The organism is Paraburkholderia sp. HD33-4 (assembly GCF_021390635.1).
In the GTDB taxonomy this organism is placed as follows: Bacteria; Pseudomonadota; Gammaproteobacteria; order Burkholderiales; family Burkholderiaceae; genus Paraburkholderia.
The window spans coordinates 1,417,420-1,438,037 of the sequence record NZ_JAJEJS010000001.1 but is presented as its reverse complement, the minus strand read 5'-3'; the positions used below and the strand labels follow the sequence as shown (position 1 = coordinate 1,438,037).

At 64.0% G+C, this 20,618-nt stretch carries 19 protein-coding genes and 5 tRNA genes; 8 read left to right on the top strand and 16 right to left on the bottom strand.

What is annotated here, in order from left to right; translation table 11 throughout:
• Window positions 1-3: 3 nt before the first annotated feature.
• On the bottom strand, window positions 4-1,074 hold the full coding sequence (alr, locus tag L0U84_RS06370; RefSeq protein WP_233848603.1) for an alanine racemase: 1,071 nt from the start codon (window positions 1,072-1,074) through the stop codon (window positions 4-6).
• A gap of 218 nt (window positions 1,075-1,292) precedes the next feature.
• On the opposite strand from alr, the gene lplT reads away from it, so the two are divergent.
• Both lplT and thiD read left to right on the top strand, forming a co-directional pair.
• Window positions 1,293-2,600: a lysophospholipid transporter LplT gene (gene lplT / locus L0U84_RS06365; protein WP_129961104.1), complete on the top strand. Its 1,308-nt coding sequence runs from the start codon at window positions 1,293-1,295 to the stop codon at window positions 2,598-2,600.
• Window positions 2,601-2,661: 61 nt separating this feature from the next.
• Window positions 2,662-3,468 carry a bifunctional hydroxymethylpyrimidine kinase/phosphomethylpyrimidine kinase gene (thiD, locus tag L0U84_RS06360; protein ID WP_233848602.1) on the top strand — a complete coding sequence of 269 codons (807 nt, stop codon included), beginning with the start codon at window positions 2,662-2,664 and terminating at the stop codon, window positions 3,466-3,468.
• A 6-nt stretch (window positions 3,469-3,474) separates the two neighbouring features.
• Here thiD and L0U84_RS06355 read toward each other — a convergent pair whose 3' ends face one another.
• Genes L0U84_RS06355 through tsaB form a run of 4 tightly spaced genes read right to left on the bottom strand, consistent with a single transcriptional unit; the run spans window position 3,475 to window position 6,920 of the window.
• On the bottom strand, window positions 3,475-4,506 hold the full coding sequence (locus tag L0U84_RS06355; RefSeq protein ID WP_233848601.1) for a DUF1853 family protein: 1,032 nt from the start codon (window positions 4,504-4,506) through the stop codon (window positions 3,475-3,477).
• A complete protein-coding gene (locus tag L0U84_RS06350) occupies window positions 4,503-5,606 on the bottom strand; it encodes a uracil-DNA glycosylase family protein (RefSeq protein ID WP_233848599.1) in 1,104 nt (367 codons plus the stop codon). Before L0U84_RS06350 ends, L0U84_RS06355 begins: the two co-directional genes overlap by 4 nt.
• The gene (rimI, locus tag L0U84_RS06345) at window positions 5,593-6,087 is read right to left on the bottom strand and encodes a ribosomal protein S18-alanine N-acetyltransferase (RefSeq protein ID WP_233848597.1); all 495 of its coding nucleotides are present in this window, start codon (window positions 6,085-6,087) and stop codon (window positions 5,593-5,595) included. The genes L0U84_RS06350 and rimI overlap by 14 nt, the downstream gene beginning before the upstream one ends.
• Window positions 6,084-6,920, bottom strand: a complete 837-nt coding sequence (gene tsaB / locus L0U84_RS06340; RefSeq protein ID WP_233848595.1) for a tRNA (adenosine(37)-N6)-threonylcarbamoyltransferase complex dimerization subunit type 1 TsaB — start codon at window positions 6,918-6,920, stop codon at window positions 6,084-6,086. The genes rimI and tsaB overlap by 4 nt, the downstream gene beginning before the upstream one ends.
• Before the next feature lie 166 nt (window positions 6,921-7,086).
• On the opposite strand from tsaB, the gene L0U84_RS06335 reads away from it, so the two are divergent.
• A complete protein-coding gene (locus L0U84_RS06335; RefSeq protein WP_233848592.1) occupies window positions 7,087-7,356 on the top strand; it encodes an acyl-CoA-binding protein in 270 nt (89 codons plus the stop codon).
• 286 nt (window positions 7,357-7,642) lie between these two features.
• On the opposite strand, the gene L0U84_RS06330 is transcribed toward L0U84_RS06335, so the two are convergent.
• The gene (locus L0U84_RS06330) at window positions 7,643-7,849 is read right to left on the bottom strand and encodes a hypothetical protein (protein ID WP_233848590.1); all 207 of its coding nucleotides are present in this window, start codon (window positions 7,847-7,849) and stop codon (window positions 7,643-7,645) included.
• Window positions 7,850-7,857: 8 nt separating this feature from the next.
• Here L0U84_RS06330 and L0U84_RS06325 point away from each other — a divergent pair, with 8 nt between their 5' ends.
• Together L0U84_RS06325 and aceA are read left to right on the top strand one after the other, a co-directional pair.
• On the top strand, window positions 7,858-9,501 hold the full coding sequence (locus L0U84_RS06325; RefSeq protein ID WP_233848588.1) for a DEAD/DEAH box helicase: 1,644 nt from the start codon (window positions 7,858-7,860) through the stop codon (window positions 9,499-9,501).
• Between the two features lie 402 nt (window positions 9,502-9,903).
• Window positions 9,904-11,208, top strand: a complete 1,305-nt coding sequence (gene aceA, locus L0U84_RS06320; RefSeq protein ID WP_233851956.1) for an isocitrate lyase — start codon at window positions 9,904-9,906, stop codon at window positions 11,206-11,208.
• A 271-nt stretch (window positions 11,209-11,479) separates the two neighbouring features.
• Here the strand turns inward: aceA and L0U84_RS06315 are convergent, their stop codons facing one another.
• Window positions 11,480-11,914: a universal stress protein gene (locus L0U84_RS06315; RefSeq protein WP_129961097.1), complete on the bottom strand. Its 435-nt coding sequence runs from the start codon at window positions 11,912-11,914 to the stop codon at window positions 11,480-11,482.
• Window positions 11,915-12,041: 127 nt separating this feature from the next.
• A complete protein-coding gene (locus tag L0U84_RS06310) occupies window positions 12,042-12,944 on the bottom strand; it encodes a LysR family transcriptional regulator (protein WP_129961096.1) in 903 nt (300 codons plus the stop codon).
• Window positions 12,945-13,105: 161 nt separating this feature from the next.
• Here L0U84_RS06310 and L0U84_RS06305 point away from each other — a divergent pair, with 161 nt between their 5' ends.
• Window positions 13,106-13,912 (top strand): haloacid dehalogenase type II, encoded by an 807-nt coding sequence (locus L0U84_RS06305; RefSeq protein WP_233848586.1) that lies wholly within the window; start codon window positions 13,106-13,108, stop codon window positions 13,910-13,912.
• Window positions 13,913-13,991: 79 nt separating this feature from the next.
• Window positions 13,992-15,584, top strand: a complete 1,593-nt coding sequence (gene aceB / locus L0U84_RS06300) for a malate synthase A (RefSeq protein ID WP_233848583.1) — start codon at window positions 13,992-13,994, stop codon at window positions 15,582-15,584.
• 129 nt (window positions 15,585-15,713) lie between these two features.
• On the opposite strand, the gene L0U84_RS06295 is transcribed toward aceB, so the two are convergent.
• Window positions 15,714-16,115, bottom strand: a complete 402-nt coding sequence (locus tag L0U84_RS06295; protein ID WP_129961093.1) for a gamma-glutamylcyclotransferase family protein — start codon at window positions 16,113-16,115, stop codon at window positions 15,714-15,716.
• A gap of 181 nt (window positions 16,116-16,296) precedes the next feature.
• Between L0U84_RS06295 and L0U84_RS06290 the strand changes: the two genes are divergently transcribed.
• Window positions 16,297-17,196 carry an AraC family transcriptional regulator gene (locus L0U84_RS06290; RefSeq protein WP_233848582.1) on the top strand — a complete coding sequence of 300 codons (900 nt, stop codon included), beginning with the start codon at window positions 16,297-16,299 and terminating at the stop codon, window positions 17,194-17,196.
• Window positions 17,197-17,251: 55 nt separating this feature from the next.
• Here L0U84_RS06290 and L0U84_RS06285 read toward each other — a convergent pair whose 3' ends face one another.
• The 7 genes from L0U84_RS06285 to gltX all read right to left on the bottom strand — a co-directional run bounded on the left by L0U84_RS06285 (window position 17,252) and on the right by gltX (window position 20,197).
• Window positions 17,252-17,716, bottom strand: a complete 465-nt coding sequence (locus L0U84_RS06285; RefSeq protein WP_233848581.1) for a GNAT family N-acetyltransferase — start codon at window positions 17,714-17,716, stop codon at window positions 17,252-17,254.
• Between the two features lie 150 nt (window positions 17,717-17,866).
• Window positions 17,867-17,943 (bottom strand) — tRNA-Asp (locus L0U84_RS06280).
• Window positions 17,944-18,023: 80 nt separating this feature from the next.
• A tRNA-Glu gene (locus L0U84_RS06275) sits at window positions 18,024-18,099 on the bottom strand.
• Window positions 18,100-18,160: 61 nt separating this feature from the next.
• Window positions 18,161-18,237: transfer RNA gene (locus tag L0U84_RS06270), tRNA-Asp, on the bottom strand.
• Window positions 18,238-18,327: 90 nt separating this feature from the next.
• A tRNA-Glu gene (locus L0U84_RS06265) sits at window positions 18,328-18,403 on the bottom strand.
• A gap of 188 nt (window positions 18,404-18,591) precedes the next feature.
• A tRNA-Ala gene (locus L0U84_RS06260) sits at window positions 18,592-18,667 on the bottom strand.
• A gap of 120 nt (window positions 18,668-18,787) precedes the next feature.
• Window positions 18,788-20,197, bottom strand: a complete 1,410-nt coding sequence (gltX, locus tag L0U84_RS06255; protein ID WP_233848580.1) for a glutamate--tRNA ligase — start codon at window positions 20,195-20,197, stop codon at window positions 18,788-18,790.
• Between the last annotated feature and the right edge of the window lie 421 nt (window positions 20,198-20,618).

The window sequence follows — 20,618 nt, the reverse complement described above, 5'->3', positions numbered from 1 at the left end:
GCGTTACTCCGCCCGAACCGGCACACGCGGCGCGACCGCGCACATCAGCTCGTAGCCGATCGTGCCGCAGGCCTGCGCGACGTCGTCGATGGGCAGTGCGGTGCCCCACAGTTCCACGCGCGAGCCGACGTTGGCGGTCGGCACCGGCGTCAGGTCGACGGTCAGCATGTCCATCGACACGCGTCCGACGATTCGCGTGCGCACGCCATCGACGATCACCGGCGTGCCTTCCGGCGCGACACGCGGATAGCCGTCCGCGTAACCGCATGCGACCACGCCGATGCGCATCGGCGCACGCGCGGTGAACGTCGAACCGTAGCCGACCGAGCTGCCTTCGCCGATCGTTTGTACGGCGATCAGTTCCGACGCGAGCGTCATCGCGGGCTGCAGACCCGTGCCGTCGATCGCGGCCGTCACACCCGACGGCGACGCGCCATACAGCATGATGCCTGGGCGCACCCAGTCGAAATGCGCTTGCGGATGCCACAGCGTCGCAGCCGAATTCGACAGACTGCGCGCACCGGCGATGCCCTGCGCGCCACGTTCGAACGCCTCCATCTGATGCGCGATGCCGCGCTCGGCATCGGCATCGGAAAAATGCGTCATCAGCGTGATCTGGCCCACGCCCTGGCAGGCGCGCGCACGCTCCCATGCGGCACGGAATTTTTCGACCGTATAGCCGAGCCGGTTCATGCCGGTGTTCATCTTCAACTGAATATTGACCGGTTTCGACAGACGCGCCATTTCGAGCATGCGCAGCTGCTCGTCCGAATGCAGCGCCGTGGTCAAACTGTAGCGGTCGATCACGTCGATATCGGTCGGCCGGAAAAAGCCTTCCAGTAGAAGAATCGGGCCCGCCCAGCCCAATTCACGCAACTTCACCGCTTCTTCGAGGTCCAGCAATCCAAAGCCGTCGGTGGCGCGCAAGCCGGGAAACACGCGCGCGAGGCCATGCCCGTAGGCATTAGCCTTGACGACGGCCCAGATCTTCGATTTCGGCGCATAGCGCCGCGCAACAGCGAGGTTATTGGCGAGAGCAGCGGTATGAATCGTGGCGGAAAGGGGGCGCGGCATGGGATATTTTCGTAAAGACACTTGCGAATCAGCGGCTTACAGGGCGTTTTCAGCGCTCGGCGGCCCGCTGGGCGGTGCGATCAAGGATTCTGCTAGTCCGAATCCAGCTATTTTCATGATATAAAGCCGTGCGCACAACCCATTTCGATCGGCATAAGCCCGGACGCATGACAAACGGCCGGGGCGGACAGACCGCAGCGAGGACAGCATCGCATCAGATGAAAAAAGGTTTTTACACCATCATGGCCGCGCAGTTTTTTTCGTCGCTGGCCGACAATGCGCTTCTGATCGCTGCTATCGCACTGCTGAAAGATCTTCATGCTCCGAACTGGATGACGCCGCTGCTCAAGCTGTTTTTTGTGCTGTCGTACGTCGTTCTTGCCGCCTTCGTGGGCGCCTTCGCCGACTCCCGTCCGAAAGGACGCGTGATGTTCATCACCAATACGATCAAGGTGGTCGGCTGTGTGACGATGCTGGTCGGCGCGCATCCGCTGATTGCGTACGGCATCGTCGGCTTCGGTGCGGCAGCCTACTCTCCCGCCAAATACGGCATTCTCACCGAACTGTTGCCGCCTGACCGGCTCGTCGCCGCGAACGGCTGGATCGAAGGCACCACGGTCGGCTCGATCATTCTCGGCACCGTGCTCGGCGGCGCGCTGATCAGCCCGCATATCGCCGCGCCGATTCTCAAGTGGCATCTCCCCACCGTGAACACGCCCGCGGAAGCCGCGATGCTCGTGATCATGGGCATCTACGTGATCGCCGCGCTGTTCAATCTGCGCATTCCCGACACCGGCGCACGCTATCCGCGCCAGGAGCATGGGCCGATCCGCCTGATCACCGATTTCGCCGACTGTTTTCTCGTGCTGTGGCGTGACAAGCTCGGACAGATTTCACTCGCCGTGACGACGCTGTTCTGGGGTGCGGGCGCGACGCTGCAATTCATCGTGCTGAAGTGGGCCGAGGTGTCGCTGGGCATGTCGTTGTCCGAGGCGGCGATCCTGCAGGCGGTGGTCGCGGTCGGCGTCGCTGGCGGTGCGATTTTCGCGGCCTCGCGCGTACCATTGAAGAAGTCGCTGTCGGTATTGCCGGTCGGCATCATGATGGGTATCTCCGTGATGCTGATGGCGTTCTATACGCGCGATCTGTTTCCCCCGCACTGGGGCGTTTATTTCGGCCGCATGCACGTGTCGGGCTATCTGATTTTCGCGTACATCTTCCTGATGTTCGTGGGTGGCCTGTCGGGCTTTTTCGTCGTGCCGATGAATGCGCTGCTACAGCATCGCGGGCACGTACTGCTGTCGGCGGGTCATTCGATCGCCGTGCAGAACTTCAACGAGAACCTGTCCGTGCTCGTCATGCTGTGCCTGTACGCGGTGCTCGTGTGGCTCGACGTGCCGGTCAGCGCGGTGATCGTGCTGTTCGGCACCTTCGTCTGCCTGATGATGTGGCTCGTGATGCGGCGCCACCAGGCGAATCAGCGCGCGTTCGATTCGGTCGCGCTGATCGGCGAAGCCAAGCACTGATCCGCTGCGGCGGGCCGGCCGCGACACGCACGAGCGCACTCTCCTTCTTCCTCGCTCGACCATGACTCAATCGATTCCCAATGTGCTGACGATCGCCGGTTCCGATTCCGGCGGCGGCGCCGGCATCCAGGCCGATCTGAAGGCCTTCTCCGCGCTCGGCGCCTACGGCGCGAGCGTGATCACCGCGCTGACCGCGCAGAACACGCGCGGCGTCACCGCGATTCACGCGCCGGACCCGGGCTTCATCACCGCGCAGCTCGACGCGGTGTTCGACGACATCCGCATCGACGCGGTGAAGATCGGCATGCTCGCGAATGCGCCGATCGCGCGCGCAGTTGCGGACGCGCTACGCCGCCATCAGCCCAAACACATCGTGCTCGACACGGTGATGATCTCGAAGAGCAATCACGCGCTATTGCTGCCCGACGCGGTCGCGGTGGTGCGTGACGAACTGCTGCCGCTCGCCGATCTGCTGACGCCGAATCTGCCGGAAGCGGCCGCGCTGCTCGGCACGCAGGCCGCCACCGACGAAGCCGGCATGGTCGAGCAAGGCGAAGCGCTGCGCGCACTCGGCGCGCGTGCGGTGCTGATGAAGGGCGGCCATCTGAGCGCGACCGATAGCCCCGACTGGCTCGTGCAGGAAAGCGGCACGCTGCGTCTCGGCGGTCCGCGCGTGCCGGTGAAGAACACGCACGGAACGGGCTGCACGTTGTCGTCGGCGATTGCGGCATTGATTGCGCAGCGCGACGACCTCGCCAGCGCCGTGGCCGACGCGAAGGTTTATCTAACCGGTGCGCTGCAGGCGAGCGAGCGGCTCGACGTCGGCCATGGTGTGGGGCCGGTGCATCACTTTCATCGGTGGTGGTGAGCGACGTTATTGCTTCGCGTAACGCCGCGCGTGCTCGGGCCAGTCGTCGGGCACGATGAAGCCGCGCGAGCGTTCACGCAGATGGTCCGCGTTGTCGTCGATGAATGCCGCGACCATCGTCGGGCCGTGTTGAAGTGACGTGTGTGCGGCGAGCGTGTTGGCGTCGACGTAGCAGGTGTCGTCCGCATCGGCTCGCGTTCGATATCGCGGCGCGAGCCATTCGAGTCGCGGCAGCACCCGCCACCTGTGCGCATGTACGCACGCAAAATCCTGCCAGTCGCGACGCGTGATCCACCAGCCGCGACCATGCGCGGGATCGAGTTCGGCAGGATCGTTGGGCGTCTCGCCATGCCTGTAAAACAGCCATCCCTTGACGAACATCTGCGGCGTCCATGCGCCCGCATAGCCCGTCGATGCGAATTCCTCGCGCGCGCTGAGCGGCAACTGATGATCGAGCAGATGCGCGAGCTTCAGATCGAAGCGGTCCTTCAGATTGGGGCCGACATAATCGGCGAGACTTGCCACCTCTGCCCCATTCGCATCACCCGCATGCAGATAGCACTTCACCGCGAGTTCCCAATGCAGTCTCGCGCCCTGGCGCGTGCGCACGAGAAAGTCGCATTCGCCGAGCGTGAGGCCCGCGTGCCGTAGCGGCACACCCGCTGCGATCAGTTGCGCCGCTGGCCCATAACGAAGGAAAAAGCCCAGCAGACGTTCGGCGTAGCGACCAAGACGCGTGATACGGGTTGCCGCGAGATCCTGATGCAGAAGCTCCGGCGCGGCGTCGAGCGCGCGCAACCAGTCGAGCGTGGCCTGCAATTCCTGCGGTGTGTCGAAGGGATCGGCAAGTGCGCCTGTCGGAGGCTGGGGGCGCAACAGGTCGGGACTCAGCAGCAGCCACGCGAGATCGCGCACGGCGGGATCGCGCAGCGCCTCGACTGAAGTAGCGTCGCGCCAACCCAGCAACGCATCGAGTAGCGCCGCGCGGCTGACGGACGCGGCGGACAAGCGCGCCGCCGGTCCCTCGGGCAGCGTCACTTTGATTCGTTCGACGGCGCACCGCCGTTGGCGAGCCACGTCTCGCGCGCGAGGCACAGGTCCGCCCAGGCCTTGGCCTTGTCGGGTAGGCTACGCAGCAGATAGGCCGGGTGATAGGTGACGATCACCGGCACGCCCTCGTAGGTATGCACGCGGCCGCGCAGCGACGAAATGCTCGCCTCGGTCTTGAGCAGACTTTGCGCGGCGAAACGGCCGAGCGCGACGATCAGCTTCGGCTTCACGAGCGACACCTGACGCTGCAGATAAGGTTCGCAACGCGCGACTTCGTCCGGTTGCGGATTGCGGTTGCCAGGCGGGCGGCACTTGATCACGTTCGCGATATACACGTTGGTGCCGCGCGCGAGCGCGAGCGAGTGCAGCATGTTGTCGAGCAGCTTGCCGGCCTGGCCGACGAATGGCTCGCCTTGACGGTCCTCGTTCTCGCCGGGCGCCTCGCCGATCAGCATCCAGTCGGCCTCGCGATCGCCGACGCCGAACACCGTGTTCGTGCGCGTCTCGCACAGCCGGCACGCCTCGCATCCGGCGACACGTTCGGCGAGCGCGTCCCAGTCGAGTGTGTGGACAGCCGGCAGCGCGGGCGCGTCGCGGCGCGTTTCGGCGGGTGCGGGAGCCGATGCGGCTGGTTCGTCGAACCACGCGAAGTCGTCGTCCGGTGGGGCGTCGAAAGCCGGCGGGGCTGAAACGTCGGGTTGCGGCTGTGACGTTTCGCGCCGCGTCGCGGTTTCGTCGATACGCGGCGCGGACTCACGCTGCGCTTGCGGCGATCGCATATTCGCGGACGCGCGCATCGGTTCGCGCGAGGTTTGCGGCAGAGGCTGCGCGCGACGCTCGTCGTTTGCGTCTTCACGCAGCGATTCCAACGGCTCGTCCGCTCGCTTCAGCGCCGCGCGATCGCCAGAGCGCTGAGTTGCGTGATCCGCTATCGCCGCGTCGTCACGCAACGGCGCACTTCGATCGCCGCGTGTTTGCGCCGCCACGGCATCACCCTGCCCAGCCTCCCCGTCCCGCGCCGCGAGTCCGCGACGCACCCACAGCGGCGAGAGTCCGAATTCTTCGAGCACCGATTCATGCAGCGCCATCTGCGCCCTCCATGGCAAACGACAGACGCATCACGATCGCGTCCTCCCGGGCGCGATGGCGCGCCGGATAATAATTTTTGCGCCGGCCGATCGACGCGAAGCCGAAGCGCTCGTACAACCGGATCGCCCGATGATTCGACGGCCGCACTTCGAGCAGCAGCCCCTCGAGCTTCTCCGCATGCGTGATGCGCACCGCCTCGCGCAGCAGCGCGAGGCCCGCGCCCGCGCCTTGCGCTTGCGGCGTGACGCACAGATTCAGCAGATGCATTTCATCGACGACCGGCATCAGCACGCAATAGCCGATCAGCGTCCCCGTCACGTGACGCAGACAGATGCCGAAATAGCCATTGCGCAGCGAGTCGCCGAAGTTGCCGCGGCTCCACGGAAACTCATACGCCAGCTTCTCGATCGCGGCGACTTCGTCCAGGTCGCTTTCGGTCATCGGCGACATGTAGCGGTCCGTGAGCAGCACGCCGCTCATCGGCGCGCCTCGCCGTGGGACGGCTGGCCGGACGGCTCGTCGGGCGTGCGCTGCGCGGACTGCTCGGCGGCATGTGCCGCGCTGGCTGTTTTCGCCGCTTTGTCGGCCATGCGCTCGGCGGTGGTCTGCGCGACCTTGTCGCGCACGTACTCGGGCGCGGCCTGATCGGCGGGTACCGTGCGGCCCGCATGAAACGCGCGCAGCGCCGCATAGGCGAGCGGCAACGCATGCGGCAACGCTTCACCATCGACGCGGCGCGCGGCCGCGACCGCGGGCAACCGCTCGCCGAACGCGGCCGCTGCGTTGCCGGCGAGTGTGAACGGCACGTCGGGCAGCACGAGCCGCCCGGGGGCATCGAGCGATGCCGTCTGCACGGTGCGCCATTCGTGCTGAGCGTCGTCCCACGCGTAGTCGGCCCAGTAGATTTCGTCCATGCGCGCGTCGAGCGCCGCGAGCACACGCGTCGTCGACGGATCGCGCAGGCGGGCGCTTTCCGCGCACACGAGCAGCGTGCCGATCGGCACGACCGGCAGATTCAGGCCAAACGCGAGGCCTTGGGCGACACCGGTCGCCGTGCGCAGTCCGGTGAAAGAACCCGGACCCGAGCCGAACGCGATCGCGTCGCAGTCCGCCAAAGTGAGGCCGGCTTCGTCGAACAGCTCGCGGATCGCAGGCAGCAGGCGGGTACTGGACACCGCGCCGGTTTGTTCGTGACGAACCCAGACACGCGGTTCGGCGCTGGGCTGACCGGCGGCATCGACGGACGCGGACACGAGCGCCGCCGAACAGAATTCGGTCGATGTATCGAGAGCAAGGAGCACTGTTTGAGTCATGGACCGTATTGTATCGGCGCGCTGCGCGTGAATGGTGGTTTGCGCGGCCGCGCTGTCCGGCTTCACGGCCGCCACCGTTTGGAATAAGCCCTCGGCCCCGCCGCGGCGGGCAATTGTTATGATTTTCGGCCGATCTCATCTATCCCGCCACGCGGGCCAAACGACCATGACCGACATCAACTCCCAGTTCGAGCAAGCCCAGCAAGACGTCAAGCAACTGCCCGAGCGTCCGGGCAATCTAACGCTGCTGCGTCTCTATGCGCTGTTCAAGCAGGCGAGCGAAGGCGACGTGCACGGCGACAAGCCTGGCTTCACCGACATCGTCGGCAGATACAAGTACGATGCGTGGGCGGCGCTCAAGGGCACCGCGCAAGACGCTGCGAAGCAGCAATACGTCGAACTCGTCGAATCGCTGAAAAGCGGCGCTGCGGCCTGAGCCTCGCGCGCGCTAATCATCTGCGGAAATGACCGTCCAGCGACGCTGCGACGGCCGCGCGGCGGTTTTGGACACGATGCTCCGGGCCGCCGCCCTCACTTCCCTACGTCATTCCGGCACTTTTTTCTGTCGGAATTGCCCGAATAGTGGCGCAGTGCAGCAAATGTCGCTATAATGCCGCCTGCGCTTCACTGCTTTGGCCGTTTTTCCAGCGGTCCTCGCGGCGCAGCGTCACATAGCGTTTGCTCCAATCCAGTTTAGAACCTGTCCCCTTCTGCCTAGCCCCCTACGGGCTCAAGTCCCAGGCTGGCGACTCGCCATGTTGGCACGTCGCATCCGATACAGCTTCTAACGAAAAACTCGCCTTCATTGTCGCGAGTTGCCCCCGTTTTTCGATTTGCTCGCTGCTTTTTTGCTCGCTGAATCCGACGACTTGGGTATGCCGATTGGCGTTGACGTTTTCATCCGATGAACCACCCAGGATCGTTTTCAAGGATTCACATGACTTTGAGCAATACCCCCAGCAGCCCGTTGAACGCCATCGCCGACGAAGCACTTGGTCTTGCGCCCGCCGCTCCCGAAGCCGCCGCGCAAGCTGACGACAAGCCGAGCTTCGCGTCGCTCGGCCTGTCCGCGGAAGTCGTCTCCGCGCTGACTGCCGCTGGCTACGAGCACCCGACGCCGGTGCAGCAACGTGCGGTGCCGGCTGGTATCGCCGGCCGCGATCTGCTGGTTTCGAGCCCGACCGGTTCGGGCAAGACGGCAGCCTTCATGCTGCCCGCGATCGAGCGTTTCGCGCAGCTGCAAAAAACCCAGGCGAGCCAGCCGCGCGAACCGCGTCCGGCCGACGGTGGCCGCGGCCGCCGTCCGCAGCCGGTCGCGCGTCCGACCATGCTGGTGCTGACCCCGACCCGTGAACTCGCGATGCAGGTCACGACCGCCGCCGCGACGTACGGCAAGCACCTGAAGCGCCTGCGCACCGTCAGCATTCTCGGCGGCGTCGCCTATGGCCAGCAGCTGATGCTGCTCGCGAAGAACCCCGAAATCCTCGTCGCGACGCCGGGCCGTCTGATCGACCACCTCGAGCGCGGCCGCATCGATCTGTCGCAACTGCAGATCCTCGTGCTCGACGAAGCCGACCGCATGCTCGACATGGGCTTCATCGACGACATCGACACGATCGTCGCCGAAACGCCGGCTACGCGTCAGACCATGCTGTTCTCGGCCACGCTCGACGGCAAGATCGGCTCGCTGACCGGCCGTCTGTTGAAGGACCCGGAGCGTATCGAGATCATCCAGCGCATGGAGCAGCGCACCAACATCGCGCAAACCGTCCACTACGTCGACGACCGCGATCACAAGGACCGTCTGCTCGACCATCTGCTGCGCGACGACGGCCTCGACCAGGCCATCGTCTTCACGGCAACCAAGATGGACGCCGACCAGCTGGCTGGCCGTCTGGCCGACGCCGGTTTCGAATCGGCCGCGCTGCACGGCGACCTGCCGCAAGGCGCGCGTAACCGCACGATTCGCGCGCTGCGCGAGCGCCGCGTGCGCGTGCTGGTTGCAACCGACGTCGCCGCTCGCGGTATCGACATTCCGGGCATCACGCACGTGTTCAACTACGACCTGCCGAAGTTCGCCGAAGACTACGTGCACCGCATCGGCCGTACGGGCCGCGCGGGCCGCTCGGGTATCGCGGTGAGCCTCGTGCATCACGCTGAACAGGGCGCGCTGAAGCGCATCGAGCGCTTCGTGCGCACGCCGCTGCCGGTCAACGTCGTCGAAGGCTTCGAGCCGCGCAAGGCACCGCCTTCGGGCAATGGGCGCCCTGGCTTTGGCGGCCGCGGCCGTCCGGGCGGCGGTAACGGCCGTCGCTTCGGCAGCGGCTCCGGCAAGCCGGGCGGCTACGGCGGCTCGCGCAGCGGTAGCGGCAATGGCAATAGCAACGGCAACAGCTGGGGCAACAAGTCGGCCGGCGGTTCGCGTGATGGCTACGGCTCGCGCGAAAGCCAAGGCGGTTCGCGTGACGGCTATGGTTCGCGCGAGGGCTTCGGCGGTGGTTCGCGTGACGGGTACGGTTCGCGCGACGGCTACGGCGCGCGCCGCAACGACGGCCCCCGTTCGGCACGTCGCGGCAGCTAATCGCTACCCCACCTGACGCAACGGACGGTTTCTCGCCGTCCGTGACAGCAGCAGAAAACCGGTGCTCAGGCGCCGGTTTTTTTTCGCCTATTCTTCGGCGCCCCAAATTTCACCATGTGAAAAATTTTTTTGCGTCGTAAAAAATGATGCTGCAAGGCACAAGAATCGCAATTGCAGCAGGGAAAATATCGTTTCTTATTGCGAAATGTAGGATTCAACCTATTGATTTAATATAAAAATAAATATTGGAAAAACGCTTTGCGGCGTCTATTGCGCGCCCATCGATTTGCCTAGACTCTTATATAAGACTTCACGAAACAGAACGCCTCCCCGGGCCCCTCGCTTCGAGAAGACAGAGTCACCCATCTTCCGTAACTGGCATCGAAGGAGCACATCATGACCATGACGCGCGAACAGCAAGTGCAGCAACTCAAGCAGCAATGGGAAACGGACCCGCGCTGGAAGGGTGTCAAGCGCACCTACTCGGCCGAAGACGTGGTGCGTCTGCGCGGCTCGGTGCAACCCGAGCACACGCTCGCGAAGCGCGGCGCGGAAAAGCTGTGGGCCGCCGTGAACAACGAGCCGTTCGTCAACTCGCTCGGCGCGCTGACCGGCAACCAGGCGATGCAGCAGGTGAAGGCGGGTCTGAAGGCAATCTATCTGTCCGGCTGGCAGGTCGCGGGCGATGCGAATGTGGCCGGTGAAATGTACCCGGACCAGTCGCTGTATCCGGCCAACTCGGTGCCGCTCGTCGTCAAGCGCATCAACAACACGCTGACGCGCGCCGACCAGATCCAGTGGTCGGAAGGCAAGAACCCGGGCGATGAAGGCTACGTCGACTACTTCGCGCCGATCGTGGCCGACGCGGAAGCCGGTTTCGGCGGCGTGCTGAACGCATTCGAACTCATGAAGGCAATGATCGAAGCGGGCGCGTCGGGCGTGCACTTCGAAGACCAGCTCGCCTCGGTCAAGAAGTGCGGCCACATGGGCGGCAAGGTGCTCGTGCCGACCCGCGAAGCCGTCGCGAAGCTGACCGCCGCGCGTCTTGCCGCCGACGTGTCGGGCGTGCCGACCGTGCTGCTCGCCCGCACCGACGCGGAAGCCGCCGACCTCGTGACCTCGGACGTCGACGACAACGACCGTCCGTTCCTGACCGGCGAGCGCACCGTCGAAGGCTTCTACCGCACGAAGCCGGGTCTCGGGCAGGCGATCTCGCGCGGCCTCGCGTATGCGCCGTTCGCCGACATGATCTGGTGCGAAACCGGCAAGCCCGACCTCGAGTTCGCGAAGAAATTCGCCGACGCGATCCACAAGGAGTACCCGGATCAGCTGCTGTCGTACAACTGCTCGCCGTCGTTTAACTGGAAGAAGAACCTCGACGACGCGACGATTGCGAAGTTCCAGCGCGAACTGGGCGCGATGGGCTACAAGTTCCAGTTCATCACGCTGGCCGGCTTCCACGCGTTGAACTACTCGATGTTCAACCTCGCGTACGGCTATGCGCGCAACCAGATGACCGCGTTCGTCGAAATGCAGCAGGCCGAGTTCGCGGCGGCCGAAAAGGGCTTCACCGCGGTCAAGCATCAGCGCGAAGTCGGCACCGGCTACTTCGATGCCGTCACGCAGACGGTCGAGCGCGAAGCATCGACGACCGCGCTGCACGGTTCGACGGAAAACGAGCAGTTCTTCGACAAGAAGGTCGCCTGAGATCGGCCCGCCGGGTTATGTAGTCCCGTGGCCTGAGCGCAGCAACGATCGGCAAACGTCGAGCGGCACCGCCAGAGTGCCGCCGACCAGGGAGGGCCGTGCCGTCCAGAATTGGCAGGAGCGTGCGCGCGAATGCCGACGGCCGGAGAGTCTGAAAGAAGCCAGCACGCGGCAAGCGTGCGGCGAAGCTGAACGCGCCGGCAGCGTGCCGCCGGCGCGTTTTTTTTCGAAGCCGCCGCGCGCCGGCAAGCGGCCGGCAGTGCGCGAAGCTTCAACGATAGACGATCACGGGAATCTTCGTATGCGTGAGCACGCGCTGCGTTTCACTGCCGATCAGCAGGCTGCCGAGCCCGCGCCGCCCATGCGAGGCCATGAAGATCACGTCGCAGCCGCCCTGCTCGGCCGCTTCGATGATGCCGAGATAAGGCGCGGGATGCACGCTCGTACGGCTCTCGACACTGACGCCGACGCGGTGCGCCGCATGCTCGACTTCGCGCAGATGCACGCGCGCTTCGCGCTCGCTGCGCTGCAGGAACTCGCCGGGCGGTTCGACCGCGACATCGGAAAACGGCGAGTACGGATATTGCGGCAGACATGCATACGCGGTAACGCGGGCGCCCACGGCCTGAGCGAGGTCGATCGCACCCGCTATGGCCTTGCGTGACAGGTCTGAACCATCGGTCGGAACCAGGATGTGCGTGAACATCATGCCCTCCGTCGCCGGCTGTGCGCAGCACGGCGTCAGCGTCCAACAAAGCCCAGGGTGCAGGCTGCTCGAAACGATTGTAATGCGTATGAATGTGGGTAATCGCGTCTGTCTGAAGATCGGCGCATCAGTCCCAGTAACCGGGTTCGCCGTACGTATGCTTGAGAAAGTCCAGAAACAGCCTCACCCGCAACGGCAGATGACGGCGCTGCGGGAACACCGCGTGGATGCCGATCGGCGGCGCGGCGAATTCGTCGAGCACGGTGACGAGGCGGCCCGTCGCAATCTCCGCGCCGATCTCCCACCACGAGCGCCACGCGAGCCCGTGTCCGGCGAGACACCATTCGTGCAGCACCGCGCCGTCCGAGCATTCCATCGTGCCGGACACCTTGATCGACACGACCTTGCCGTCGTGCTGGAACATCCAGCCGCGCTGCTGGTTCGCGCTCGCGCCGAGCGCAAGGCAGTTGTGGCGCGCGAGATCAGCGAGGCTGTGCGGCGCGCCGCGCCGGCTCAGATACGCGGGCGAAGCGACGCACACGCGCCGGTTCTCCGCGAGCTTCAGCGACACCAGCGACGAATCGGGCAACTCGCCGAGCCGCACCGCGCAATCGAAACCTTCGTTGACGAGGTCGACGAGACGATCGGACAGATCGAGCGTGATCGACACGTCCGGATGCGCGACCGTGAACGCCGGCACGAGTGGCGCCACATGCCGGCGCCCGAAGCCGGCCGGCGCCGACAGCCGCAGATGGCCGCTCGCCTTCACCCCGCCCGCCGATACGCTCGCCTCGGCATTCTGCATGTCGTGAAGAATGCGCTGGCAATCTTCGAGAAACGCCGAGCCTTCGAAGGTCAGCGTGATCTTGCGCGTCGTGCGCACGAGCAGCTTGACGCCGAGGCGCTCCTCGAGCGCGTCGATACGCCGGCCGATGATCGCGGGCGCGACGCCCTCGGCGAGCGCCGCCGCGGACAGGCTCCCTTTGGTTGCGACAGTGGCAAAGGTCTCGATCTGTTTGAAACGGTCCATGAACGATACGCGCTGCGCCAATCAATGAAATCGGCGCAAAAGTGAAGTTGCGTGTGAGATTAGGCATATGAAAGTAAAAGATCAAGTGATCTTTAGCCTATTTTTTAGCACCTAAGGTCACCAATACAATCGATCCCGACCTCTGACAGGAGCGCATGGCAATGTCGGCCACAACGACACCTTTCCCGCGAGCAGTGATTTTCGACGCCTACGGCACGTTGTTCGACGTGCATTCGGTGATCGCCGCCGCGGAGCAACTGTTCCCGGGCCACGGCGACGCGCTGTCGCAGCTGTGGCGCCAGAAGCAGATCGAATACACGCAACTGCGCACGCTGGCCGCGCGCAGCGACGCCCCCGGCGAACACTACCGCCCGTTCTGGGACATCACGCTCGACGCGCTGCGCTTCGCTGCGAAACGACTGCAGCTCACGCTGGGCCGCACGGCCGAAAAACGTCTGATGGACGAATACGCATGCCTGTCCGCGTTTCCCGACGCGGTGCCGGTGCTGCGCGCGCTGCGCGAGTCCGCAGCCGCCCCGCGTGTCGGACTCGCGATTCTGTCGAACGGCAATCCGCAAATGCTCGACGTCGCGGTCAAGAGCGCCGGCATGAGCACCCTGTTTGATCACGTGCTGTCGGTCGACGCGGTGCGCGCCTACAAACCTTCGCCCGCCGCGTACGCGCTCGGTCCCGACGCGTTCGGCGTGGCCGCGCGCGAGATCGTGTTCGTGTCGTCGAACGGCTGGGACGTGGCGGGCGCGACATGGTTCGGCTTCACGACGTTCTGGCTGAACCGGCAGAACCTGCCCGTCGAAGAACTCGGCGTGACGCCGCATGGCACCGGAGGTGGCATGAACGACCTGCCGGGCTTTCTGCAGACACTCGCGACGTCGTCACGCCCGGCCGGCAGCCGTCAAATGAAAACTCATGGCAGTGGCAACCGCAAGCGCGCCAGCCCGCGCGAATGACGCCGCCACTTGCATCGGCAATCCACTCACCCCTTTTCAACCTTCACATTTTTGCAGTCTGACCGACCAAGGAGAAAACATGGCTAATTCACTGTCGCTGCCTCAGGGCATGGAAATCACCGGTGAGATCAAGCCCGGCTTTGAAGCGATCCTCACCCGCGAAGCGCTGGAACTCGTCGCGGCCTTGCACCGTACCTTCGAGCCGCGCCGTCAGCAGTTGCTGCAGGCGCGCGTCGAGCGCACCAAGCGGCTCGACGATGGCGAGCGGCCCGACTTCCTCGCGGCCACGAAGAGCGTGCGCGAAGGCGACTGGAAGATCGCGCCGCTGCCGCAGGATCTGCAGTGCCGGCGCGTCGAGATCACCGGTCCCGTCGAGCGCAAGATGATCATCAATGCGCTCAATTCAGGCGCCGACTCCTACATGACCGACTTCGAGGATTCGAATGCGCCGAGCTGGGACAACCAGATCACCGGTCATATCAATCTGAAGGATGCGGTGCGCCGCACGATCTCGCTCGAACAGAACGGCAAGACGTACCGCCTCAACGACAAGACCGCGACGCTGATCGTACGTCCGCGCGGCTGGCATCTCGACGAGAAGCATGTGAAGGTCGACGGCAAGCGCGTGTCGGGCGGCATCTTCGATTTCGCGCTGTACATGGTGCACAACGCGAAGGAGCTGATCGCGCGCGGCTCGGGCCCGTACTTCTATCTGCCGAAGATGGAGAGCTATCTCGAAGCGCGCCTGTGGAACGATATCTTCGTCGCGGCGCAGGAAGCGGTCGGCGTGCCGCGCGGCACGATTCGCGCGACCGTGCTGATCGAGACGATCGTCGCCGCGTTTGAAATGGACGAGATCCTGTACGAGCTGCGCGAACATAGCTCGGGCCTGAACGCGGGCCGCTGGGACTACATCTTCTCCGCGATCAAGAAGTTCAAGAGCGACCGCGACTTCTGCCTCGCCGATCGCTCGCAGATCACGATGACCGCGCCGTTCATGCGCGCGTATGCGCTGCTGTTGCTGAAGACCTGCCATCGCCGCAACGCGCCGGCGATCGGCGGCATGAGCGCGCTGATTCCGATCAAGAACGATGCGGCCGCGAATGACAAGGCGATGGCCGGCGTGCGCTCGGACAAGGCGCGCGACGCGGGCGACGGCTACGATGGCGGCTGGGTCGCGCATCCGGGTCTGGTGCCGGTCGCGATGGAAGAGTTCGTCAAGGTGCTCGGCGACCGGCCGAACCAGATCGGCAAGCAGCGCATCGACGTGCTCGTGACCGCGACCGACCTGCTCGACTTCCGCCCGGAAACGCCGATCACCGAAGCGGGTCTGCGCAACAACATCAACGTCGGCATTCACTACCTGGGTTCGTGGCTCGCGGGCAATGGCTGCGTGCCGATTCACAACCTGATGGAAGACGCGGCCACCGCCGAGATTTCGCGCTCGCAGGTGTGGCAATGGATCCGCTCGCCGAAGGGCAAACTCGACGACGGCCGCAAGGTGACGGTCGAACTGGTGCGCGAGCTCGCGGGCCAGGAACTCGACAAGGTCAAACAGTCAGTGGGTGGAGATACGAAGCCGTATGAGCGCGCCGCGCAGATCTTCGAGCAGATGTCGACCGCGGAGCAGTTCACCGATTTTCTGACGCTGCCGCTTTACGAAGAGATTTGATGGTCGATGATGCGGACCTGAGCCTTGGGTCTTGGGCTCGCTCGAGCCAGGTGAGCGCATCAGCTTGAATCACGGCGCGCCGCGAAGATCGTGGCGCGCCGTTTTTTTTGTCCGCTTTCCCGGACCGGCTCAGCGGGTGCGCCGATGTTCGACCCAATCTCCCGAACGGATTTCGGGCAGCCCTTTTACCGCGTTCGGCGCGACCGGATAAAAGCGGCAATTGACCACGTTGCCGTCCACTTTGACCATCACCTCGCGCGCCAGAAAACGATCCTCGACGCCCGGATAGACGGCTTCGATTTCGTCGAGCACTGCGACGAGTTCATCGTCGATTTCGTAGACGTCGCCGATCACGTCGACGCCCGCCTCGTCGACGACGAGACCCGGATAGTTGCCAAAATCGAACAGATGACCGCGCACAGTGGCGCTGCCGAGCAGGCTCGGCGCGGGGAGGTCGTTGCGCGCGGCGGCTTCGCTGATATCGTTCGTTTCACCGGCACGCAGCGTGCCATAGACAAAGACGGTCTGCATCGTGGTTGAGTCTCCGTAGTCAGAGGTGAGGTCGGTGGCTCGGGGCCATCGGGACATTATGCAACGGCAGCCCGTCGGCAACAGCAACTGGGGACGCTCTACAATGCTTGAAGCCCGCGACGGTGACTGGCCTCGACCGCGCCTCGCCTTCGCCGGCTCCGCTCTCCGAACCGACCTTGCCATGACCTCGTCCACCGACTCCAACCTGTTGAGCCGCGTGCGTTTCGCCGACATACCGCCCGAGTTCGCGCCGAACGACATGCATCCGATTCGCGTGCGCTCGCGGCCGATGCCGGCGGGCTGGCATATCGCGCGTCATACGCATGCGTGGGCGCAGGTTGCGTATGCGTCGCGCGGCGTGCTGCGGGTCGCGACGACAGGCACGACATGGATGGTGCCGCCATCGCGCGCGATCTGGTTGCCGCCGCATGTGACGCACGAAGTGGTCGCCGTCGAGGATGCGTTCCTGCGCACGCTTTACATCACCGAGAGTACGGTGCCGGCCGGGCTCGATACGCCGCGCGTCGTCGAAGTATCGAACCTGTTGCGCGAGGTGATTGCCGCGCTCGATATGCCGGGTCTGTCCGCCGCGCGCGAGCAACTGCTCGGCGCGCTCGCGCTCGATGAACTGACGCGCTCCGAACCGTTGCCGCTGTCGGTGCCGATGCCCAGCGAAAAGCGCCTGCGTGCGCTGTGCGAGGCCGTGATCGCCGACCCGATGCATGGCGAGTCGCTCGAACAATGGGCATCGACGGTGGGCGCGAGCACGCGCACGATCGCGCGGCTGTTCCGCCAGGAGCTCGGGGTGAGTTTTTCGCAGTGGCGTCAGCAGGCGATTCTCGCGCGCGCCATTCCATTGTTGAGCCAGGGACGGCCGCTGTCGCACGTCGCGCAGGAATTGGGCTATCAGAGCCAGAGCGCGTTCTCGGCGATGTTCCGGCGCGCGTTCGGTGCGAGTCCGCGCGCGTTCATCGAGCGAGGCGCCGAGCATCGCGCGGGCAACGGCGAGCATGTCGATGCGCAAACGGATGATGAAACGGCACAGGATCGAGCCGGCTCGGCCGACGTTGCTGAGCGGTGAACGGCGATGCCTGGCGGTGCGCGTTGGCCGTCCACGCAGGCCGCGGCGGCCCGGCTCAAACCCGCCGCGCCAGATGACGGATCGCACCTAGCTGCGCGAGCCGCGGCCCGGCGAGCTTGTAGCCCTTGCGCTGATAGAGCCGCGCCGCCGGATTATCGACGAACACGCGCAGTTGCAACTCGTGCAGCCCACGCTCGCGCGCCCATTGATGCGAGATGTCGAGCAGAAACGTACCGGCGCCGAGCCGCCGATAGCCTTCGGCAATCTGCACGTCGCGGATATGCAGCGAATCACCTTCCTCGGTGATACGCAGCACGCCCATCGGCACGCCATCCACTTCGAGAATGAAATTCTCCGATTCGCGCCAGCTGCCGAGAAACAGATCGCTGCGCCACATCAGATGATGCCGGCGATAGTAGCCGCCCATGTTGTTGCGGGTCAGCGCCTCGGCAAACTCGAAATCATCCATGCTGGCCGCACGCAGATGAAACGGTGACGGGGCTTCGGTGGGATCGAACATGGCAGGACCGCGAGGATGAGTCGGATCAACGTTAAAACAGGCCACGCGTGCTGGCAATGGCTGTTTGTCCCGAGCTTTCCGGGTGGCGGCCAGCAATGGGCAGTAAAAATAAAAAAAGCCCACTTCTTGCGAAGTGGGCTTTCTCAAATCTGGCGGAGCGGACGGGACTCGAACCCGCGACCCCCGGCGTGACAGGCCGGTATTCTAACCAACTGAACTACCGCTCCAGATTTTGTATCGCAGCCTGCGAGTCATGCTCTCAGCCTGCTGCACCGTTCAAACTTCCAACCGAACGACGCCGATGTTCTGGCGTCCCCTAGGGGATTCGAACCCCTGTACTCACCGTGAAAGGGTGATGTCCTAGGCCTCTAGACGAAGGGGACAACGTACTGCTTACACCTTTAATGAAAAAGCCCGTTCAGGTATGTGTGAACGGGCTTTGTCTGGCGGAGTGGACGGGACTCGAACCCGCGACCCCCGGCGTGACAGGCCGGTATTCTAACCGACTGAACTACCACTCCAGTCTTTACACCCTGCTCGCGAGCGTCGGTTAATTCTCTGCAAGCTGCGCTGCTTTACTACTACTCGAATACTAAAGCGACGCTGATGTTTGGCGTCCCCTAGGGGATTCGAACCCCTGTACTCACCGTGAAAGGGTGATGTCCTAGGCCTCTAGACGAAGGGGACAAAATCTTTTCAGATCCGTCTTAATTCGCTTTCGACTTTGATCAACTTGCGCTAACTTTTCAGTTAATTCGCCAAGCCATTTTCTCGTCAACTGCGAAGACCGCTATTTTAACTACATTTTAGCGATTTGTGAAGTCTTTTTTCTACAACTTTCAGACTTCTTAACCACTTTAACTTCTCTGCTCTGTTGGTGGAGGTAAGCGGGATCGAACCGCTGACCTCTTGCATGCCATGCAAGCGCTCTCCCAGCTGAGCTATACCCCCGCGCACATCAGAGAAACGAGATTCTAGAGGGCGATCTGCGCTTTGTAAATACCCTTTGAGCAATTACATGCGATTTTTTTCCGGCTGCATGCAAATCTTCTCATGCGCGCCGGAAACGAATCAGCCGAGCGCTTTTTCAATACGACTAACGACGACATCCCGACCGAACAGCATCAGCACGCTATCGATCGACGGCGTATGCGTCGTCCCCGCCACCAGCAGACGCACCGGCATCGCGAGCAGTGGCATCTTCAGCTTGTGGGCGCCCAGCGTGGCCTTCAGCGCGGCGGCGATCGCCTCCTTGGTCCACTCCACCGTCTTCAACGCCGCGGCCAGATCAGCGAGTGCAGGACGAACCGCGTCGGTCACGTGCTGTGCGAGCGACTCGGCATCGGGGGCCGGCGTGCGATAGAACATCGCGGCGTTTTGCGCGATCTCCTTCACGGTCGACGCACGATCCTTCATCAGGCCTACCACTCCCGTCAAATCCGGACCTTGCGCGAGAGTGGCTTCGTCGATGCCGAGCTCCGCGAAGAACGGTTTTGCCAGCTCGGCGAGGCGTGCGTTGTCGGCTTCCTTGATGTAGTGCGCGTTGAGCCAGTTCAGCTTGTCATGGTCATACTGCGCCGGCGACTTGCCGAGGTGCTCGAGATCGAACCACTCGACGAACTGCTCGCGCGTAAAAATCTCCGCGTCACCATGTGACCAGCCGAGGCGCGCCAGATAGTTGACGACCGCTTCCGGCAAATACCCCGCATCGCGATAACCCATGACGCTCATCGCGCCGTGGCGCTTGCTCATCTTCTCGCCCTGCTCGTTCAGAACGGTCGGCAGGTGCGCATACACCGGTGGCTCGCCGCCAAGCGCGCGCAGAATGTTGATCTGACGCGGCGTGTTGTTGACGTGATCGTCGCCGCGGATCACGTGCGTGATGCGCATGTCGAGATCGTCGACGACGACGCAGAAGTTATACGTCGGCGTGCCGTCAGGACGGGCGATCACGAGGTCGTCGAGTTCTTCGTTCGAGATTTCGATGCGCCCTTTCACCGCGTCGTCCCACGCGACCACGCCGCTCAGCGGATTGCGAAAGCGCATCACGGGCTGCACGCCCGCGGGCGGCTGCGGCAACACCTTACCCGGCTCAGGGCGCCAGGTGCCGTCGTAGCGCGGCTTTTCGCCCGCTTCGCGCTGGCGCTCGCGCAGCGCGTCGAGCTCTTCGGTCGACATGTAGCACGGGTAGACGAGCTCCGCCTCCTGCATCTGCTTCAGCACTTCGCGGTAGCGGTCCATGCGATGCATCTGGTAGAACGGGCCTTCGTCGTAATCGAGGCCGAGCCATGCCATGCCTTCGAGAATCGCGTCGACAGACTCGCTCGTGGAACGCTCGAGGTCGGTGTCCTCGACCCGCAGCACGAAGACCCCTTTCATCTTGCGCGCGAACGCCCATGGATACAGGGCGGAGCGGATGTTGCCCAGGTGGATGAAGCCGGTGGGACTCGGTGCGAAACGGGTACGAACGGAGGTGGTCATTAGCGGTTACTCGGAAAACGGGCGCCGGCGCGAACGTGATTGCGAAGCGCGGCAGCGAAGCGTGCCCATGCTGCGCGCGAGGTCGCGCACGGCCACGAGGGAAATAAGTGCAAGAGTCGAATTATACCGTCCGCACGCGCGATGCCGCCCTCGTCCGAACGGCGTAAGACGCTTGCGCGAGCGACGTCGGGACACCAGCGCCCCCCTACCTGCGCTCGCCGAACCCATCTTGAAAAGACGCCGCGCCAGTTCCGAATACTTCCTCTGCAACGTTTCATTACAGCGGACCGCGCGGACCGATCGTTTGCATTAAGATGTGCGCGCGCTGCGATGGGGGCTTAATGCAGATCGCTCCAATACGGAGTGAACACCTCCGCAGCGTGCGGAATCGCCGTCGGCGATCCGCCTGGCCTGACCTCAG